This is a genomic window from Sphaerotilus mobilis, from assembly GCF_004216565.1.
In the GTDB taxonomy this organism is placed as follows: domain Bacteria; phylum Pseudomonadota; class Gammaproteobacteria; order Burkholderiales; family Burkholderiaceae_C; genus Sphaerotilus; species Sphaerotilus mobilis.
Genome location: NZ_SGWV01000009.1, coordinates 63,227 through 80,896, shown reverse-complemented (window position 1 = coordinate 80,896; position 17,670 = coordinate 63,227). Strand labels below are relative to the sequence as shown.

Here is a 17,670-nt window from a genome sequence, read left to right as displayed (position 1 = left end):
GTTCAGTCTTTGTTCAAGATCGGCCATTGTCCATGCTCCAAGAGCTCACTCTGCGCTCAGGGTGTGTCACCCGTCTCGAACTCGGGACTTGTGTGCAAACCGATCAGCGCGGTGTGCTGCAAGCCACATCGGCGACCCCGGCCTTGCGCAGGAACCAGCCCAGCGGACAGACGTTGGTGAAGCCAAACTGCAGCAGGTTCAGGCCCACGAAGGCGGTGAAGGCCAGGGCCCAGCGGCTGACGAACAGCGGACTGCCCTCGACGCCCAATGCCAGCGAGATCAGGATGAAGGTGCCCGCGAAGATGCGGATGAGACGGTCGACGGTCATGGTTGGCTCCGGTTGTTGAAGACGGTGAAGTAGAGGACGGGGATGACGACCAGCGTCAGCAGGGTCGACACCGCGATGCCGAAGATCAGCGTGATCGCGAGGCCGTTGAAGATCGGGTCATCGAGGATGAAGAAGGCGCCGACCATGGCCGCCAGGCCGGTCAGCACGATGGGCTGGGCGCGCACCGCCGCCGACTGCACGACCGCCTCTGCGAACGCCATGCCCTGTGCGACCTGCAGCTCGATGAAGTCGACCAGCAAGATGGAGTTGCGCACGATGATCCCGGCCAGCGCGATCATTCCGATCATGCTGGTGGCCGTGAACTGCGCGCCCAGCAAGGCGTGGCCGGGCATCACGCCGATGATGGTCAGCGGGATCGGCGCCATGATCACCAGCGGCGTCACGTAGCTGCGGAACTGCGCCACCACCAGCAGGTAGATCAGCACCAGGCCGACACCGTAGGCGGCGCCCATGTCGCGGAAGGTCTCGTAGGTGACCTGCCATTCGCCGTCCCACTTGATGGCGTACTGGCGGTAGGGATCGGCCGGCTGGCGGATCCACCATTCGCCGAGTTCGCCGGTGCCGGGCAGGGCGGCCTCGGCCAGGCGGCTGCGGATGGCGGCCAGACCGTACAGCGGCGAGTCCAGCTGGCCGGCCATGTCGCCGATGACGTAGCTCACGCCCTGCAGATCCTTGGTGTAGAGCGGCCGGTCGATCACGCCGCGTTCGACGCGCACCAGCGCCGACAAGGGCACCAGCTGGCCGTTGGCCGCCCGCAGCGGCAGGCGCAGCAGCGTGTCCAGGCCGACCTGCGCGTCCAGGGGCAGTTGCAGGCGCACCGGGACGGCGCGGCTGCTGCGGCCGTCGTGCAGATAGGCCGCGTCGACGCCCGAGAGCGCGCCGTGCACCGTCTGAGCGATCACTGCCACGGGGATGCCCAGCGACTCGGCGCGGCTGCGGTCGATGCGCAGGAAGGCACGCGGCGCGGCGGCCGACGGGTCCTTCACGGAGGTGTCGACGCCGACGATGTCCGGCGTGGCGCGGAAGGCCTCGGCCAGGCGCAGCGCAAGCTGCTGTCGGCCGGCCTCGTCCGGGCCGTAGACCTCGGCCACCAGCGGACTCAGCACCGGCGGGCCGGGCGGCACCTCGACCACCTGCACCCGCGCGCCCCAGGTCGCGCCGATGCGCTCCAGCTCCGGCCGCAGGCGCTGCGCGATGGCGTGACTCTGGTCGTGGCGATGGGCCTTGTCGACCAGGTTGACCTGCAGGTCGCCCTGCTCGGCATCGGCGCGCAGGTTGTACTGGCGCACCAGGCCGTTGAAGGTGATCGGGCTGGCGGCGCCGGCATAACCCTGCAGGTCGCGCACCTCGGGCTGCTGCGCCAAGTAGGCGCCCATGGCCTGCAGCGCGGCGGCGGTGTCCTCGCGCGGCGTGCCGGCGGGCATCTCCACGACGACCTGGAACTCGCTCTTGTTGTCGAAGGGCAGCATCTTGAGCACCACCCACTGCACGCCGGCCAGGCCGACGCTCAGCAGCAGGGCCGCCGCGATGCCGCCGGCCAGCAGCCAGCGCTTGCGGGCGCTGGCCAGGAAGGGCGCCAGCACGCGGGTGAAGAAGGCCGGCAGCTTCGCGGCCAGGCCGGTCGGTGTGGCATGGGCGGTGTGCGCGTCATGCTGCTTCATCAAGCGCGCGGCCAGCCAGGGCGTGACGCTGAAGGCGATCGCCAGCGAGATCGCCATGCCCAGGCTGGCGTTGATCGGGATGGGCGCCATGTAGGGGCCCATCAGGCCGCTGACGAAGGCCATCGGCAGCAGCGCGGCGATGACGGTCAGCGTGGCCAGGATGGTCGGGCCGCCGACCTCGTCGACCGCGCCCGGGATGATCTGCAGCAGCGGCTGGCCCGGATGCAGTTGCTGGTGGCGGTGGATGTTCTCGACCACCACGATGGCGTCGTCCACCAGGATGCCGATCGAGAAGATCAGCGCAAACAGCGACACCCGGTTGAGCGTGTAGCCCCAGGCCCAGCTGGCGAACAGCGTGGCGGTCAGCGTCAGGATCACGGCCGCACCGACGATCACCGCCTCGCGCCGGCCCAGCGCCAGGCCGACCAGCGCGATCACCGAGCCGGTGGCGAAGGCCAGCTTCTGGATCAGCTTGGCGGCTTTCTCGCCTGCGGTCAGGCCGTAGTCGCGGGTGATGTCCATGCGGACCTCCGCCGGCACCAGCGTGTTGCGCAGCGCATCCAGCCGTGCGCGGGCGGCGGCGGCCACGTCGACCGCGTTGGCGCCGGGCTTCTTGGTCAGCGTCAGGGTGACGGCCGGATACACCGCGCCGACCTGAGCGCTCGCGTCGCCCGTTGTCACGGCCGCCGCGCCGGGCGTGGTCCAGACCTGCCGTGGCGACTGGGCCGAGCCTTCGCGGATTTGCGCCACCTCGCGCAGGTAGACCGGCTTGCCAGCGTGCACGCCGACCACCAGCGCACCGACGTCCTCGGCCGAGCGCAGGAACTCGCCGGTCTCGACCGTCAGCAGCCGGCTGCCACCGCCGGCCACACCGCCCTCGCGCGGCTCCAGCACCGCGCCGGCCGGCATCGCCAGGTTGGCGGCCGACAGGGTCTCGCGCAGGCGCATCAGGTCGACGCCGCGTTCGCGCATCCGGTCCGGGTCCAGCTCGACCTGCACCGCCTGACCGGGTCCGCCCAGGGTCTGCACCTCGCGACTGCCCGGCACACGCTTGAGTTCGACCTCGATGCCACGGGCGATGCGCTCCAGTTCAAGCGCGGAGGTCGGGCCGGCGCCGTCGGCGGCGGGGCTCCACAACGTCACCGCCAGCACCGGCACGTCGTCGATGCCCTTGGGCTTGACGACCGGGGCCAGCGCGCCGAGGCCGGCCGGCAGCCAGTCCTGGTTGGCGTTGAGCACGTCGTACAGGCGCACCAGCGCCTCGGTGCGCGGCACGCCGACGGAGAACTGCACCGTCAGCAGCGCCAGGCCGGGCCGCGAGACGCTGCTGGTGTGTTCGATGCCGGCGATCTGGCCCAGCACCTGCTCGGCCGGCCTCGCCACCAGCGCCTGCACGTCCGCCGCGCTGGCGCCCGGGAAGGGGATCAGCACGTTGGCCATCGTCACGTTGATCTGCGGCTCTTCCTCGCGCGGGGTCACCAGCACCGCGAACAGGCCCAGCAGCAGCGCGACCAGCGCCAGCAGTGGCGTGATCGCGTTGGCCTGGAAGGCCGCGGCCATGCGGCCGGCGATGCCCAGGCGCGGGCTCGCGTCGATCGGCGAAGGGGTGGGGGTATCCATGGGAGGCTTTCGCGGTCGGGTTCGGGCGTGGGCGGGCGGGTGGATCAGTTCGACGGCCGTGCGCCAGCCAGGCCGGCCTTGACCGCATCGGCGGCGATGCGTTCGCCGGCCCGCACGCCGCTCAAGAGGCTGACGGACTCGCCGCCCAGCGGACCGGTGCGCACCGCCCGCAGCACGTAGTGGTTGTTGGTGTCGGCGACGTAGACCGCGCTCAGCTCGCCACGCTGCAGCACCGCACTGCGGGGGACGCTCAAGGCGGTCCCGGCCGCGCTGGGCTTGGTGTGGATGGGCAGGCCCTCGAAACGCGCCCGCACGCTCAGACCCGGCGACAGCGTGGCGGCATCGGCGCCGGCCAGGTCAAGCCGCCATTCGAGCGTCTGCGTGACCGCATCGGTGCCGGGCAGTTCGCTGCGGCGCGCCGGTGTCAGGCGTCGGCCATCGGCCAGCTCGATCTCGATCTGGCTGGCCGCACGCACCTGGGCGGCCAGCGAGGCCGGCACCGCAACCACCGCGCGCAGGGCGCCGGGCGCGTAGACGGTCAACACCGGACGGCCCGGCGCGGCCAGGTCACCGGCTTCGAGGTGGGTGGCCAGCACGATGCCGTCGAAGGGCGCGACGACGTTGGCGAAACCGCGCGCCAGCGCCGCCTGGCCCCGGCCCGCCTGGGCCTGCGCCAGCGCGGCTTCGGCGGCACGGGCCTGGGTCTCGGCCCGGTCCAGCGCGGCTTGGCTGACATACCCCTGGGCGTGCAGCTCGCGGCTGCGGTCGCGCTCGATGCGGGCCAGCCGCGCGGCCGCGTCGGCCTGGTTGACGGCCGCATCGCCCTGCGCGAGTGCGGCGGCGGTGCTGCGTTCGTCGATGCGCGCCAGCAGCTGGCCGGCCCGGACGCGGTCACCCGCCTTGACGGCCAGCGCGACGACGTTGCCGCCGACCTGCGCCGCCACCGTGGCCTGGCGGACGGCCTGCAGGCTGGCGTCCAGCGTCAGCGAGCCGGCGATCGTCTGCGCCTGCAGCGTCACGGTGGGCACGGGGATCGCGGCCGCGACCGGCTCGGCGCCGGCTGCGACCGTAGCGGGGGTCGTGACCAGCCCGGCAAGGGCCAGTACAGCGGCGATCGGGGCAAGGTGGCGGGTGCTTCGGGTCATGGTCATCTCCTGATACCCCGTATCCTATATTTATACGGCCGTGGGTATCAAGCGGCGCGTCATCGACCCTGTTGCCAACCGGGTGTCCGTGTGGCTTCGGGCACAGTACATGCTCGGTCTCGGATGGAGACCCACCCCGATCAAACAAGACCCGCAGGAGCCCCGCCGATGCCCGACATCCACACCCGACCGCACCCGGACGCCACCGTCGCCGCCGCCCTGGACCGCCTGCCGCGCGAACGCCTGCCCGAGCTGCTGCGCCGCATCCCCAAGGCGGAGCTGCACATCCACATCGAGGGCTCGCTGGAGCCCGAGCTGATCTTTTCGCTGGCCGCGCGCAACGGCGTGGCCTTGCCCTACGACAGCGTCGAGGCGCTGCGGGCGGCCTATGCCTTCAGCGATCTGCAGAGCTTCCTGGACATTTACTACGCCGGGGCCAGCGTGCTGCTGCACGAGGCCGACTTCCACGACATGGCCTGGGCCTACCTGCAGCGCGCAGCGGCCGACGGGGTGCGGCGCGCTGAAATCTTCTTCGACCCGCAGACCCACACCGAACGGGGTGTGCCGATCGGCACCGTGATCGCCGGCCTGAGTGCCGCATTGACGAAGGCCCGCGCCGAGCTGGGCGTCGACGCGGACCTGATCCTGTGTTTCCTGCGCCACCTGAGCGAAGAGGCCGCCTTCGAGACGCTGGACGCCGCGCTGCCTTACCGGGACCACTTCATCGGCATCGGCCTGGACAGCAGCGAGCGCGGCCACCCGCCCAGCAAGTTCGAGCGTGTCTTCGCCCGCGGCCGCGCGCTCGGTCTGCACGTCGTCGCCCATGCGGGCGAGGAAGGCCCGCCGGCCTACATCATTGAGGCGCTGGACCTGCTCCAGACCGAACGCATCGACCACGGCGTGCGCTGCGTCGACGACCCGGCGCTTGTCGCCCGCCTGGCCGCCGAGCGCATGCCGCTGACGGTCTGCCCGCTGTCCAACGTCAAGCTGTGCGTCTACCCGACGATGGCCGAACACAAGCTGCCCGCGCTGCTGGACGCCGGCCTGTGCGCCACGATCAACAGCGACGACCCGGCCTACTTCGGCGGCTACATGAACCAGAACTGGCTCGACACCTTTGCCGCCTTGCCCCAGCTCGGCGCGCGCGAGGCGTGGCAGCTGGCCGCCAACAGCTTCGAGGCGGCCTTCGCCGATGCGGATCGCAAGGCCGCCTGGCGGGCCGAGGTTGATCGGGTCGTGCTGGAGGTGGCCGGTTGACCGTTGCCGGTCCCCTTGCCGGCTGATCAGGCTTCCAGCAGGCCCCAGCGCAGCGCCAGCAGGGTCAGCTCGGCCTGGTTGGCCGCGCCGAGCTTCTGCTTGACGTTGTAGAGGTGGGTGCCGACGGTGCTGGCGCTGAGCTTGAGGCGGCTGGCAATGTCGGCGACGCTGGCGCCTCTTGCCAGCTGCACGAAGACCTCGAACTCGCGTTCGGACAAGGCATCGACCGGGCTGGGTTCGTTGCCGAGCTGCGCCAGCGCGAGCTTCTGGGCGATCGCCGGGTCGATGTAGCGCGCACCGGCGGCGACCCGCCGGATCGCGTCGACCAGCGCCTCGGGGGCGCCGCGCTTGCTCAGGTAGCCGTGCGCGCCGGCCGCCAGCACGCGGCGCGGGTGGGCGGTGTCCTCGTGGGCCGACAGCACCAGCACGCGCAGGGCATCGTCGCGGGCGCGCATGCGCCGCAGCAGTTCCAGCCCGCCCATGCCGGGCATCGACAGGTCTAGCACCAGCAGGTCGGGCTGGATGCGTTCGAGCAGCGCCAGCGCCTCGTCGCCCGACGCGGCCTCGGCGACCACCTCGATGTCGGCGCCGGAGGCCTCCAGCAGCATCTTGAAGCCCATGCGCACGATGGTGTGGTCGTCGACCAGCATGACGCGGATCACCGTGCACGCTCCGCCGTGGCCACGGGTGTGACCGGCCGCACCGGTAGGCTGGCCGCGATGCGCACGCCCGGATGTGCGGCGCCGGGCAGTGCCGCCTCGACCGCCAGCGTGCCGCCGAGGCTGCGCACGCGTTCACGCAGGCCGCGCAGGCCGTAGTGACCGGGACGTTGCCAGTCCGGCGGCAGGCCTTGGCCGTTGTCGTCGACCTGGACCTGCAGGCGCTGGCCGGCGGCGCCGTCCACCAGACCCACCCCGATGTGCAGCAGCGTCGCGCCGCTGTGGCGCAGCGCGTTGTTCAGGGCCTCCTGCACGACCCGGTAGGCGGCGAGCGCGAGGTCGTTGTCCAGATCGCCGGGCAGCGGCGTGACGGTCAGCTCGATGCGGGGGGCGCCCGGGTGCTGCCGGGCGCCGCCGGCCAGGTCGGCCAGTGCATCGGCCAGGCCCAGGCTGTCCAGCGCCAGCGGTGTCAGGCGCGGGATCAGGCCGTGCATGACGTCATAGAGCCGGCCGGCCTCGTCGGCGATCAAGGTGGCGGTGGCGCCGGCCGGCGGGTCGCGTTCGGCCAGACGGTGGGTCAGCGACAGTGCCAGGCTGCGCATCGCGGTGACGGACTGGCCCAGCTCGTCGTGCAGCTCGCGGGCGATCTCGCGCCGTTCGCGTTCGGTGTGCAGCTCGACCTGATGGGCGATCTCGCGGCTCTCGGCCAGCGAACGTTCGGCCTCGTAGGCGGCCAGGCGGGTCTGCAGCTGGTCCTCGACCGCTGCGGCCATGCGGTTGATGGCCGCGCCGATCGAGCCGGCCTCGCGGCCCGGCAGGTCCGGCAGGCGGGCGGCGTAGTCGCCGCGTTCGAGTCGGCCCAGGCCGGCCAGGATGGTGGCGAAGGGCCGCAGCGTGACGCCGACGTACCAGAACACCAGCGCATTGATCAGCAGCAGCGCGATGCCACCGATGGCCGCCAGCCGCTGCAAGTCGTCCCAGCCATCCAGGATGGCGCGCGAGGCATCGGCCTCGACGGTCAGCCGGCCACCGCCGGGCAGTTCGATGACCTGCAGCTGCGGCGGCGGCGCCACCTGGGCGTCGAACCAGGGCGGCGCCTCGCGGCCCTGCTTGTAGACCGACGGCGGCGAGCGGTAGATCAGCCGCCCTCCCGCGTCGACCAGCGTGATCTCGTTGGCCCGCACGCGGCCGAGCTGCTGGAGAAAGTCCAGCATGCCGTCCGGACCCGACAGGCGGTAGACCCAGCCGACCCGCTGCAGCAGTTGCCCGGCGACGCGGTTGCCGGCCACGATCTCCTCGTGCACGCTGTTGCGGGTGGCCTGGATCTGCAGCAGCAGCAGGGCCGAGACGAAGCCCAGCATCAGCACGCCCAGCAGCACCTGGACCTTGAAGCGCAGGCTGCGTCCGGCCGATGTGGCGGGGGCGGCGAGGGTGGCGGCCGGCGGGGCCGGATCGGGCGTGGCGGTGAGGCTGACCATGGGCGGATTGTCCCGGCGCCGTCGCCCACTGGAGGCGCGTAGGCGCTGGGGTCTACCCGGCCCGCGAATGGCGATTTTCATGAGGCCGCGCTCATGGTCCGCGCGACGACAGCAACCCGGGCTTTGCCGACACTGGCGCTGCACCGGAACACCTTCGGCTGCGTTCGGACCTCACCACCACCTTTTGACCTGGAGACTGCCATGACCTGGGAAACCCCCGCCGCGATCGACTTCCGCTTCGGCTTCGAGATCACGATGTACGTGGCCGCCCGCTGAGCTGGCGACCCGATCCGATCTTTCCTTGCGAGCCGCACGGCCCGGCCCGGACTGGTTCCGACGCCGGGCCGTGTCGCATCTGCAGCACGGCTTGCCAGCCCCCGCACACGACCCTTCCAGGCGCTTGACCCGCGCCCGTCCACCGTGAACCCTGCCCCGTCCACCGCCCCGCAAGCCCTGACCGTGCGCGTGCTCGGCTCCGCCGCCGGTGGCGGCTTCCCGCAGTGGAACTGCAACTGCCGCCAGTGCGCGGCGGTGCGCGCCGGCTCGCCGCACCACCGCGCCCGCACCCAGTCGTCGATCGCCGTGGGCGGTCCGCAGGACTGGCTGCTGGTCAATGCCTCGCCCGACATCCTGACCCAGCTGCAGCGCAGCCCCGCGCTGCAGCCCGCCCGCGCGCTGCGCGACAGCGGCATCGCCGCCGTGCTGCTGTGCGACGGCCAGATCGACCACAGCACCGGCCTGTTCATGCTGCGCGAACGGGGCCGGCCGCTGCCCTTGTGGAGCACCCGCCCGGCGCATGAGGACCTGAGCCAGGGCAACCCCATCCTGCGGGTGCTGGGCCACTACTGCGGCGTCGACTGGCACGAGCTGCCGCTGGACGGCACGGCGGTGCGCCTGCCGGCCGCCCTCGAAGCCCCGCAGCTGGCTCCGTTGCGCATCACCGCCTTGCCGCTGGACAGCAAGCCCGCGCCGTATTCGCCACACCGCGAGGCACCGGTCGAGGGCGACAACGTCGGCCTGGTCCTGGAAAACACGGCCACCGGCGGGCGGGTTTTCTACGCACCCGGCCTGGGCGCCATCAGCCCGGCGGTGTGGGCGGCGATGAACAGCGTCGACGCCGTCCTGGTCGACGGCACCTTCTGGACCGACGACGAGATGATCACGCTGGGCTTCTCGCGCAAGACCGCGCGCGACATCGGCCACCTGCCGCAGTCCGGTGCCGGCGGGATGCTGGAGGTGCTGGGCCGCCTGCCGGTGCGCACCCGCAAGCTGCTCATCCACATCAACAACACCAACCCGATCCTGGACGAGGCCTCGCCCGAGCGCCGCGCCGTCGAGGCGGCCGGCGTCGAGGTCAGCTTCGACGGCCTGGAGCTGCTGTTCTGAACCCTGAACCCTGAAGCCCGAGGCCGCCATGAACCACGCCACCCTGCCGCCCCCGAGCCCATCTGCCGCCGTCGCGCTGGCCGAGGCGCCCGCCTGGGATTGCGTCACCTTCGAGCAGCAGCTGCGCGAACGCGGTCGCAGTTATCACATCCACCACCCTTTCAACGTGATGCTCAACACCGGCCGCGCGACGCCGGAGCAGATCCGCGGCTGGGTCGCCAACCGCTACTACTACCAGATCGCGATTCCGGTGAAGGATGCGGCGGTGCTGTCCAACTGCCCCGACCGCGAGATCCGGCGCGGCTGGGTCCAGCGCATCCTGGACCATGACGGCTTCGAGATCGGGGAGGTCAAGGACGCCGGTGGCATCGAGGCCTGGATCCGCCTGGGCACTGCCACGGGACTGAGCCGCGAGGAGATCGTCGACCTGCGCCACGTCGTGCCGGCGGTGAAGTTCGCGGTCGACGCCTACATCCACTTCGCCCGCCACGCGCCGTGGCAGGAGGCGGTCTGCTCATCGCTGACCGAGCTGTTCGCGCCCGAGATCCACAAGCAGCGCCTGGCCACCTGGCCCGAGCACTACCCATGGATCGACGCCGACGGCCTGAGCTACTTCCGCAACCGCGTCAGCCAGGCGCGGCGCGACGTCGAGCAGGGCCTGGCCGTCACGCTGGACCACTTCCGCAGCCGGGCGCAGCAAGAACGCGCGCTGACCATCCTGCAGTTCAAGCTCGACATCCTCTGGGCCATGAACGACGCGATGGCGCTGCGCTACGGGGTCAACGCATGAACCCGCCGACCGCCAGTCCCATGACTGAACTCGGCGATGCCAGCGTGCCCGCCGTGGCCGCCGGCTTCCGCCTGCAATGGGAAGAGGCCCAGGGCAACCATGTGCTGCTCTACCCCGAAGGCATGGTCAAGCTCAACCGCAGCGCGGGCGAGATCCTGAGCCGCTGCGACGGCGTCGCCTCGGTGGCTCAGTTGGTGAGCCAGCTCGAAGCGGCCTTCAAGGTCCAGGGCCTGCGCGCCGACGTGATCGCCTTCCTGCGGATGGCGCACACCCAGGGCTGGGTGAGGTGGTCATGAACACGCCTGTGATGGCTGCAGCCAGCGCGCCCGTGATCGGCCCGCCGCTCTGGCTGCTGGCCGAGGTGACCTACCGCTGCCCGCTGCACTGCGTGTTTTGCTACAACCCGCTGGACTTCGCGGCCACCGGCAAGGGCCAGGAACTGTCCACCGAAGACTGGCTGCGTGTGCTGCGCGAGGCCCGTGCGCTGGGCGCCGTGCAATGCGGCTTCTCCGGCGGTGAGCCGCTGGAGCGCGACGACCTCGAAGAGCTGGTCGCCGAGGCGCACCGGCTGGGCTACTACACCAACCTGCTGACCTCCGGCGTTGGCCTGAGCGATGCGCGCGCGGCGGCGCTGAAGGCGGCCGGGCTGGACCATGTCCAGCTGAGCTTCCAGGATTCAACCCGCGAACTCAACGACTTCCTGAGCCACACCAAGACCTTCAGCCTGAAGCAGCAGGTCGGCGAGCGCATCAAGGCCCATGGCTGGCCGATGGTGATGAACGTGGTGCTGCACCGGCTCAACATCGACCACATCGACCGCATCATCGCAATGGCCGAGGCGCTCGGGGCCGAGTACCTCGAACTGGCCAACTCGCAGTACTACAGCTGGGCCCACCTCAACCGCGACCAGCTGCTGCCGACCTCAGACCAGATCCGCCGCGCCGAGGCCGTCACCGACGCCTGGCGCCAGAAGCTCGAAGGCCGCATGCGGCTGTTCTTCGTCGCGCCGGACTATCACGAGGGCCGGCCCAAGAAGTGCATGAACGGCTGGGGCAACGTCTTCCTGACCGTCACGCCCGACGGCACCGCGCTGCCCTGCCACACCGCCAAGATGCTGCCCGGCCTGAGCTTCCCGAACGTGCGCGAACACGGCATTGCCCACATCTGGCGCGACAGCGAGGGCTTCAACCGCTACCGCGGAACCGGCTGGATGAAGGAGCCCTGCGTGTCCTGCCCGGACAAGGAAAAGGACCTGGGCGGCTGCCGCTGCCAGGCCTTCCTGCTCGCCAACGACCCCGAGGCCGCCGACCCGGTCTGCCCCAAGAGCCCGCACCACGCCCAGGTGATGCAGGCGGTGCAGGCCGCCGACGCGGGACGTGGCATCGAGCGGCCGCTGGTGTTCCGCGACCCGAAGAACTCGCGCTCGCTGATGGGCGCGCCAGACTGATCCGGCGCGGCCGGTCGTCTGGCCGAGCCGACCAGAGCCAACCAGAGCCAGACTACGGGACATGCCTGTCCCGTTCGACCTCCTGGATGCCATCCCTGCCGACGCGCTCGCGCTGTTCGCCCAGTCCTTCCTGATCGGCCTGTCGATGGCCGCGCCGGTCGGCCCGATCGGGCTGCTGACGATCCAGCGCAGCCTGCAACTCGGCCCGCGCGCCGGACTCGCCACGGGGCTGGGCGCGGCGGTGGCCGATGCGGCCTACGGTGCCATCGGCGCCTACGGCATCTCCGGGCTGGTCACCTGGCTCGGGGCTTTGCGCCCGGTGCTGGTGCCCGTGGGCGGGGCCGTGCTGCTGTGGCTGGCCTGGGGCATCTGGCGCGCGCCGGTGGCCGAACGGGCAGCAGCGCTCGACCTGCCGGCGCACCGCGCCGGACGCATCCGCTTGCTGGCCGGCTGCTTTGCCGGGACCTTGCTGCTGACGCTGTCCAACCCCGCGACGATCCTGAGCTTCCTGGCCGTCTTCGGTGCGCTCGCCGGTCGCCACGAGGTCGTCAGCCCTGGCCTGATGGTGGTCGGCGTGTTCGCGGGCTCGGCGGCCTGGTGGCTGCTGCTCAGCACGACGATCGGTCACTGGCGCGAACGGTTCGATGCGACCTGGCGACGCCGCGTGAACCGGGGTTCGGCCGCGCTGCTGGTGGGGCTTGCGCTCTGGCCATGGTTGGCTGGGGGTCGATAGCGTCGGGTTAACGAGGGCGATTGAGATCGTTGATGCAATCGCACATGAAACGTCGATAGCATTCAACCCATCGCTTCTTCCCAACCCCCCTCACTTCAACCCACAGGAACCACGATGTCCCTCATCAACACCCAAGTCCAGCCGTTCAAGACCCAGGCCTTCCACAACGGCAAGTTCATCACCGTCTCCGACGAGAGCCTCAAGGGCAAGTGGTCGGTCCTGATCTTCATGCCGGCGGCCTTCACCTTCAACTGCCCGACCGAGATCGAAGACGCGGCCGACAACTACGCCGCCTTCCAGGCTGCGGGCGCCGAGGTCTACATCGTCACGACCGACACGCACTTCTCGCACAAGGTGTGGCACGAGACCTCGCCGGCCGTTGGCAAGGCCAAGTTCCCGCTGGTCGGCGACCCGACCCACACGCTGACCAACGCGTTTGGCGTGCACATCGCCGAAGAAGGTCTGGCGCTGCGCGGCACCTTCGTGATCAACCCGGACGGCGTCATCAAGACCGCCGAGATCCACTCCAACGAGATCGCCCGTGACGTGTCGGAAACGCTGCGCAAGCTCAAGGCTGCCCAGTACACCGCCGCCAACCCCGGCCAGGTCTGCCCGGCCAAGTGGAAGGAAGGCGCGAAGACGCTGGCTCCTTCGATCGACCTCGTCGGCAAGATCTGATCCCGGCCCACCCCCCGGAGCGGCTTGACGCCGCTCCCCCCTCCAGGGGGGCCAGACGGGTGGACCGGCCAAGCCGGATCCACCGTCTGCGCTGGATGAATGGACTGACCGAGTGACTGGCGAAGGGCGGCTGGCCCGCCTTCTTCCTGAACAACTGCATCGGCGCAGTTGAAAGCATGTGACGGCCCGGCCGGTGCGTGTTTTCAACTGGGCCGGGAATCGACTCGCCCCTGCGACACACCGCACCGAAAGGACCGCACCATGCTGGACGACACCACCAAGGGCCAATTGGCCGCCTATTTCGAGAAGATCACCCAGCCGATCGAGCTGATCGCCAGCCTGGATGATTCGCAAGGCGCTGCTGACATCCGCGAGCTGATCGCCGAGATCGCCGCGATCGCGCCGGAGAAGATCGCCGCGCGCTACGACGGCCAGCATGCGCGCCGTCCCTCCTTCCAGATCACCCGCGTCGGCCACGACATGGGCGTGCACTTTGCCGCCCTGCCGATGGGCCATGAGTTCACCTCACTGCTGCTGGCGCTGCTTTGGGCTGGCGGTCATCCGCCCAAGGTCGACGCCGCCGTGGTCGAGCAGATCCGATCGCTCGATGGCGACTTCAGCTTCACCACCTGGATGAGCCTGACCTGCCACAACTGCCCGGACGTGGTGCAGGCGCTCAACCTGATGGCCGTGCTCAACCCCCGCGTTCGCCACGTCGCCATCGACGGCGGCCTGTTCCAGGCCGAGGTCGAGGCGCGCCAGATCATGGCCGTGCCCAAGACCGAGCTGAACGGCGCGGACTTCTCCAGCGGCCGCATCGAGCTGGGCGAGATCCTCGCCAAGATCGACACCGGCGCGGCGGCTCGCGAAGCGCTTGCGCTCAGCGAGAAGGCGCCCTACGACGTGCTGATCGTCGGCGGCGGCCCGGCCGGCGCGGCGGCGGCGGTCTATGCGGCTCGCAAGGGCATCCGCACCGGCATCGTCGCCGAGCGTTTCGGCGGCCAGACCATGGACACCATGGCGATCGAGAACTTCATCTCGGTCCAGGAGACCGACGGCCCGAAGTTCGCCGCCGCGCTGGAGGCCCACGTCAAGGTCTATGACGTCGACGTGATGACGCTGCAACGTGTGCAGGCCGTCGAGCCCGCATCGGCACCCGGCGCGCTGGCATTGGTCAAGCTGCACAACGGCGCGGAGCTGAAGGCCCGCACGGTGATCCTGGCCACCGGCGCGCGCTGGCGCAACATGAACGTGCCCGGCGAGGACACCTACAAGACCAAGGGCGTGGCCTACTGCCCGCACTGCGACGGCCCGCTGTTCAAGGGCAAGGACGTCGCGGTGATCGGCGGTGGCAACTCGGGCGTCGAGGCCGCCATCGACCTGGCCGGTCTGGTGCGCAGCGTCACGCTGCTGGAGTTCGCCGACCAGCTCAAGGCCGACCAGGTGCTGGTCAACAAGCTGCGCAGCCTGCCCAACGTGACGGTGCATGTGAACGCCCAGACCACCGAGGTGATCGGCGACGGCCAGAAGATGACCGGCCTGCGCTACAAGGACCGCGTCTCGGGGGCCGAGCACACGCTCGATCTGGCCGGTGTGTTCGTGCAGATCGGCCTGGTGCCCAACACCGAGTTCCTGCGCGGCACGGTCGAGCTGAGCCGCTTCGGCGAGATCATCATCGACGCCAAGTGCCAGACCAGCGCCCCCGGCATCTACGCCGCTGGCGACGTGACGACCGTGCCCTTCAAGCAGATCGTCATCGCGGTGGGCGAGGGTGCCAAGGCGGCCCTTGGCGCGTTTGACCACCTGATCCGTCAGCCGGTCGTGACCGAGGCGGCGGCTGGCTGAGGTCAGTCGCGTTCCGGGCGGTCGCCGCCACCGCGGCTGCGGTTGCCCCCGCGTGCCGAGCCCTTGCCGGGCTCGACACCGGGGTCGCGGTGGCATTCGACGCAGTCGGCGAAGTCCCGGATGCCTTCCTCCTCATGCTCTGCCCTCACGTTGGCGAGCGTGTGTTCGTGGCAGCCGTAGCAGGTGTAGGTCGCGTAGTCGTTGCGGACGTGGCAGGTGTCGCAAGCCACGTCGTGGTCGCGATCCAGCACGAACGAGCGTTCATGGTCGAAGGTGGCGGGCTTCCAGGCCTCCTGCTGGTGACAGGCACTGCAGTCGTCGTTCACCTTCCGGTGCAGCCGGTCGTCCGGCGGTCGGTGGCAGGTGCCGCAGGCCTTCTGCACGTCGGCCACCAGCAGTGCATGCGAAAACGGCTTGCGGCTGCGCTGTGTGAGCTTGGGGCCGAGGTGGTCGCTGTGGCAGGCCATGCAGTCCTGCTCGATCAGCTTCTGGTGGAAAGATGCCTTCAGCGGTCGCGCCGGCAGGGCCACACCCAGCGTTGTTCGCAGGCCGATGTCTGCCGGTTTGTGGCAGTCGATGCACAGCGCCGCGCTCGCGCCGCGCCACGGGCGGTGGCAGGCGAAGCAGTCCGTGGCGAGTTCGGCATGGGCCTTGACCAGCGGCCCGGGGCTGATCATCAGGTGCGGGTAGACGAAGACCAGCACGATCAGCGCGATGGCATTGATCGCTGCCAGCCACGCGAGAATCCGCTTCATGCCCAGCCCCAGAACAGGAAGATGGCCACGATGTGCGCCAGCGCCAGCAGCCCGAAGGCAAGAGTGATCGGGATGTGGATGACGCGCCACTGCCGCACTGCGTCGAAGGTCATGCTGTCCCAGTAGGTGCGATCGGCCAGTTCGTCGGGCGACAGGCCCTGGGCGCGTAGGCGCTCGCGGGCCTCGTCAAGGCGGCGTCGTGAGCGGTCGAGCAGGAACTTGCCGGTCAGGCCGCTGATGACGTTCAGGCTCATGGCTGCCACGGCCAGCCAGCCCAGGATGGCGTTGAAGTGGATACCGGCGTGCACCAGCACGAGCAGCGAGCCCAGCCAGGCCAGCACCTCGTGGCCACGCAGCCAGCCGGTGGGCGAGCCGGTCGTGATGCGCTTGCGCTTGCGCAGCGAGTAGCCGAAGGAACCGACGATCAGCAAGGTGCCCGGGATGCCCAGCCAGCGACCGATCCAGGCAATGCCGAGGCGGTGCAGCAGCAGGTCGATCAGCAGGGTGCCCACGGCCAATGCGACCAGGTAGAACAGGAAGGGCAGCACCTCTCGGCGCAACAGGCGGGCTTGCCGTGACATCAGGCCTCCAGCACCAGGTCGGTGAGCGGTCGTGCCACACAAGGCAGGCAATGGCCTGCTGGGATGTCGTGGTCGGGTGCGTGCGGGTAGCTCACGCGGCCCTCGATCAGGCGGGTGGCACAGGTGCCGCAGCCGCCCGAGCGACAGCCTGCGTCGATCAGCAGCGCATGCCGCTCGGCGAAGTCGAGCAGGCTGGCGTCCTGGCCGTCCCAGGCGAGCACGCGGCCACTGCGCTGGAAGCGGATCTTGACGCCGGCTGCCGCTGCATCGACCGGTGCTGCCGGGCGCTGGACCGAGGCCGGACCAAAGGCCTCGAACAGAACATCCTCGTCGGGCACGCCCCAGGCCTTCAGGGCCGGCACCAGCGTCGACATCATCGTTCCCGGTCCGCAGATGAAGAAGCGGTGGCGGCCATGCGGCAGGGTCTTCTGCAGCAGTGCCAGATCGACATGGCCGACGAGATGGTGGTCGATGCCGAGCTGGTCGGACTCGGCCGGCCGGCTGTAGACCACGTGCAGCCGCAAGGTCGGGTGGTTCGTCTGCCGCGTCCGAAGGTGGGCCTTGAAAGCGTGTTCGTGCCCGCTGCGCACGCCGTAGAACAGGTGGACCGGGCGGCTCGGCTGGTGACGAATCAGTTCTTCGAGCATCGAGATCATCGGCGTGATGCCGATGCCGCCCGCGATCAGTACGGCTGGAACCGAGGGATCCTCGTCGAGGTGAAAGTGACCCGACGGTGCGCGCACCTGCATGAGGTCGCCGACCTGAACATGGTCATGGAAGTGGTTCGACACCAAGCCTGCCGACCATTCAGGGTGATCGGCCGGCTTGCCCACCCGCTTGATCGTGACGCGGTAGTGCGGCAGGCCTGGGCCGTCCGACAACGAATAGCAGCGGGTGACCTGCCGTCGCCCACCTGGCGCGAGCGGGTCCGCCAGGTCGAGCACAAAGGTGAGGAACTGGCCCGGCCGGAAGGGCGGTGGCGGGGTGCCGTCGACCGGTTCGAGAACGAAGGAGCATTGCGTCCCGGCGGCGTCCTCGAACCGTCGTTCGCGCACGCGCCAGGCTTGCGTGCCGGACCACGCCAGCGAGGATCGAGGTGCGCCAGGCGGCTCGCTGGCCGTGCCCGACGACTCGGCTGTGCTGCGGCCATGACCACGGATGGCAAGCACGGCGACGGCCAGAGCCTGTAACAGCAGGGCCGCGACGATCAGTCCGAGCAACTGCGGGGCGTCGAGGTCAGGGATCACGGTGTGATGGCGGCTTTCATCGGAACAATCGTGGTCGCC

Annotated in this window: 17 protein-coding genes; 9 read left to right on the top strand and 8 right to left on the bottom strand. The window is 70.1% G+C overall.

Annotated features, from left to right (window positions below; translation table 11 throughout):
• Positions 1-103: 103 nt before the first annotated feature.
• Genes EV685_RS09590 through EV685_RS09580 form a run of 3 tightly spaced genes read right to left on the bottom strand, consistent with a single transcriptional unit; the run spans position 104 to position 4,775 of the window.
• Positions 104-328: a YgaP family membrane protein gene (locus EV685_RS09590; protein WP_130481806.1), complete on the bottom strand. Its 225-nt coding sequence runs from the start codon at positions 326-328 to the stop codon at positions 104-106.
• The gene (locus EV685_RS09585) at positions 325-3,630 is read right to left on the bottom strand and encodes an efflux RND transporter permease subunit (protein ID WP_130481805.1); all 3,306 of its coding nucleotides are present in this window, start codon (positions 3,628-3,630) and stop codon (positions 325-327) included. Before EV685_RS09585 ends, EV685_RS09590 begins: the two co-directional genes overlap by 4 nt.
• 44 nt (positions 3,631-3,674) lie before the next feature.
• The gene (locus EV685_RS09580) at positions 3,675-4,775 is read right to left on the bottom strand and encodes an efflux RND transporter periplasmic adaptor subunit (RefSeq protein ID WP_130481804.1); all 1,101 of its coding nucleotides are present in this window, start codon (positions 4,773-4,775) and stop codon (positions 3,675-3,677) included.
• A gap of 168 nt (positions 4,776-4,943) precedes the next feature.
• Between EV685_RS09580 and EV685_RS09575 the strand changes: the two genes are divergently transcribed.
• Positions 4,944-6,032: an adenosine deaminase gene (locus tag EV685_RS09575; protein ID WP_130481803.1), complete on the top strand. Its 1,089-nt coding sequence runs from the start codon at positions 4,944-4,946 to the stop codon at positions 6,030-6,032.
• A gap of 26 nt (positions 6,033-6,058) precedes the next feature.
• On the opposite strand, the gene EV685_RS09570 is transcribed toward EV685_RS09575, so the two are convergent.
• Entirely contained in the window at positions 6,059-6,694 is a 636-nt protein-coding gene (locus EV685_RS09570; protein ID WP_207224799.1) for a response regulator, read from the bottom strand.
• Positions 6,691-8,169: a sensor histidine kinase gene (locus EV685_RS09565; RefSeq protein WP_130481802.1), complete on the bottom strand. Its 1,479-nt coding sequence runs from the start codon at positions 8,167-8,169 to the stop codon at positions 6,691-6,693. The genes EV685_RS09570 and EV685_RS09565 overlap by 4 nt, the downstream gene beginning before the upstream one ends.
• A 93-nt stretch (positions 8,170-8,262) precedes the next feature.
• Between EV685_RS09565 and pqqA the strand changes: the two genes are divergently transcribed.
• From pqqA to ahpF, 8 genes are all read left to right on the top strand, one after another.
• A complete protein-coding gene (pqqA, locus tag EV685_RS20780; RefSeq protein ID WP_207224798.1) occupies positions 8,263-8,445 on the top strand; it encodes a pyrroloquinoline quinone precursor peptide PqqA in 183 nt (60 codons plus the stop codon).
• 177 nt (positions 8,446-8,622) lie between these two features.
• On the top strand, positions 8,623-9,555 hold the full coding sequence (pqqB, locus tag EV685_RS09555) for a pyrroloquinoline quinone biosynthesis protein PqqB (protein WP_130482336.1): 933 nt from the start codon (positions 8,623-8,625) through the stop codon (positions 9,553-9,555).
• A gap of 28 nt (positions 9,556-9,583) precedes the next feature.
• The gene (gene pqqC, locus EV685_RS09550) at positions 9,584-10,345 is read left to right on the top strand and encodes a pyrroloquinoline-quinone synthase PqqC (protein WP_130481801.1); all 762 of its coding nucleotides are present in this window, start codon (positions 9,584-9,586) and stop codon (positions 10,343-10,345) included.
• 20 nt (positions 10,346-10,365) lie between these two features.
• Positions 10,366-10,641 carry a pyrroloquinoline quinone biosynthesis peptide chaperone PqqD gene (pqqD, locus tag EV685_RS09545; protein ID WP_130481800.1) on the top strand — a complete coding sequence of 92 codons (276 nt, stop codon included), beginning with the start codon at positions 10,366-10,368 and terminating at the stop codon, positions 10,639-10,641.
• Positions 10,638-11,792 (top strand): pyrroloquinoline quinone biosynthesis protein PqqE, encoded by a 1,155-nt coding sequence (gene pqqE, locus EV685_RS09540; RefSeq protein ID WP_242615518.1) that lies wholly within the window; start codon positions 10,638-10,640, stop codon positions 11,790-11,792. The genes pqqD and pqqE overlap by 4 nt, the downstream gene beginning before the upstream one ends.
• 61 nt (positions 11,793-11,853) lie before the next feature.
• On the top strand, positions 11,854-12,525 hold the full coding sequence (locus EV685_RS09535; RefSeq protein ID WP_130481799.1) for a LysE family translocator: 672 nt from the start codon (positions 11,854-11,856) through the stop codon (positions 12,523-12,525).
• A gap of 114 nt (positions 12,526-12,639) precedes the next feature.
• Positions 12,640-13,203: an alkyl hydroperoxide reductase subunit C gene (gene ahpC, locus EV685_RS09530; protein ID WP_130481798.1), complete on the top strand. Its 564-nt coding sequence runs from the start codon at positions 12,640-12,642 to the stop codon at positions 13,201-13,203.
• A gap of 261 nt (positions 13,204-13,464) precedes the next feature.
• Positions 13,465-15,048, top strand: a complete 1,584-nt coding sequence (gene ahpF, locus EV685_RS09525; protein ID WP_130481797.1) for an alkyl hydroperoxide reductase subunit F — start codon at positions 13,465-13,467, stop codon at positions 15,046-15,048.
• 2 nt (positions 15,049-15,050) lie between these two features.
• On the opposite strand, the gene EV685_RS09520 is transcribed toward ahpF, so the two are convergent.
• Genes EV685_RS09520 through EV685_RS09510 form a run of 3 tightly spaced genes read right to left on the bottom strand, consistent with a single transcriptional unit; the run spans position 15,051 to position 17,631 of the window.
• On the bottom strand, positions 15,051-15,803 hold the full coding sequence (locus tag EV685_RS09520; RefSeq protein ID WP_130481796.1) for a cytochrome c3 family protein: 753 nt from the start codon (positions 15,801-15,803) through the stop codon (positions 15,051-15,053).
• On the bottom strand, positions 15,800-16,384 hold the full coding sequence (locus EV685_RS09515; protein WP_130481795.1) for a hypothetical protein: 585 nt from the start codon (positions 16,382-16,384) through the stop codon (positions 15,800-15,802). The genes EV685_RS09520 and EV685_RS09515 overlap by 4 nt, the downstream gene beginning before the upstream one ends.
• Positions 16,384-17,631 (bottom strand): 2Fe-2S iron-sulfur cluster-binding protein, encoded by a 1,248-nt coding sequence (locus EV685_RS09510; RefSeq protein WP_242615517.1) that lies wholly within the window; start codon positions 17,629-17,631, stop codon positions 16,384-16,386. The genes EV685_RS09515 and EV685_RS09510 overlap by 1 nt, the downstream gene beginning before the upstream one ends.
• Between the last annotated feature and the right edge of the window lie 39 nt (positions 17,632-17,670).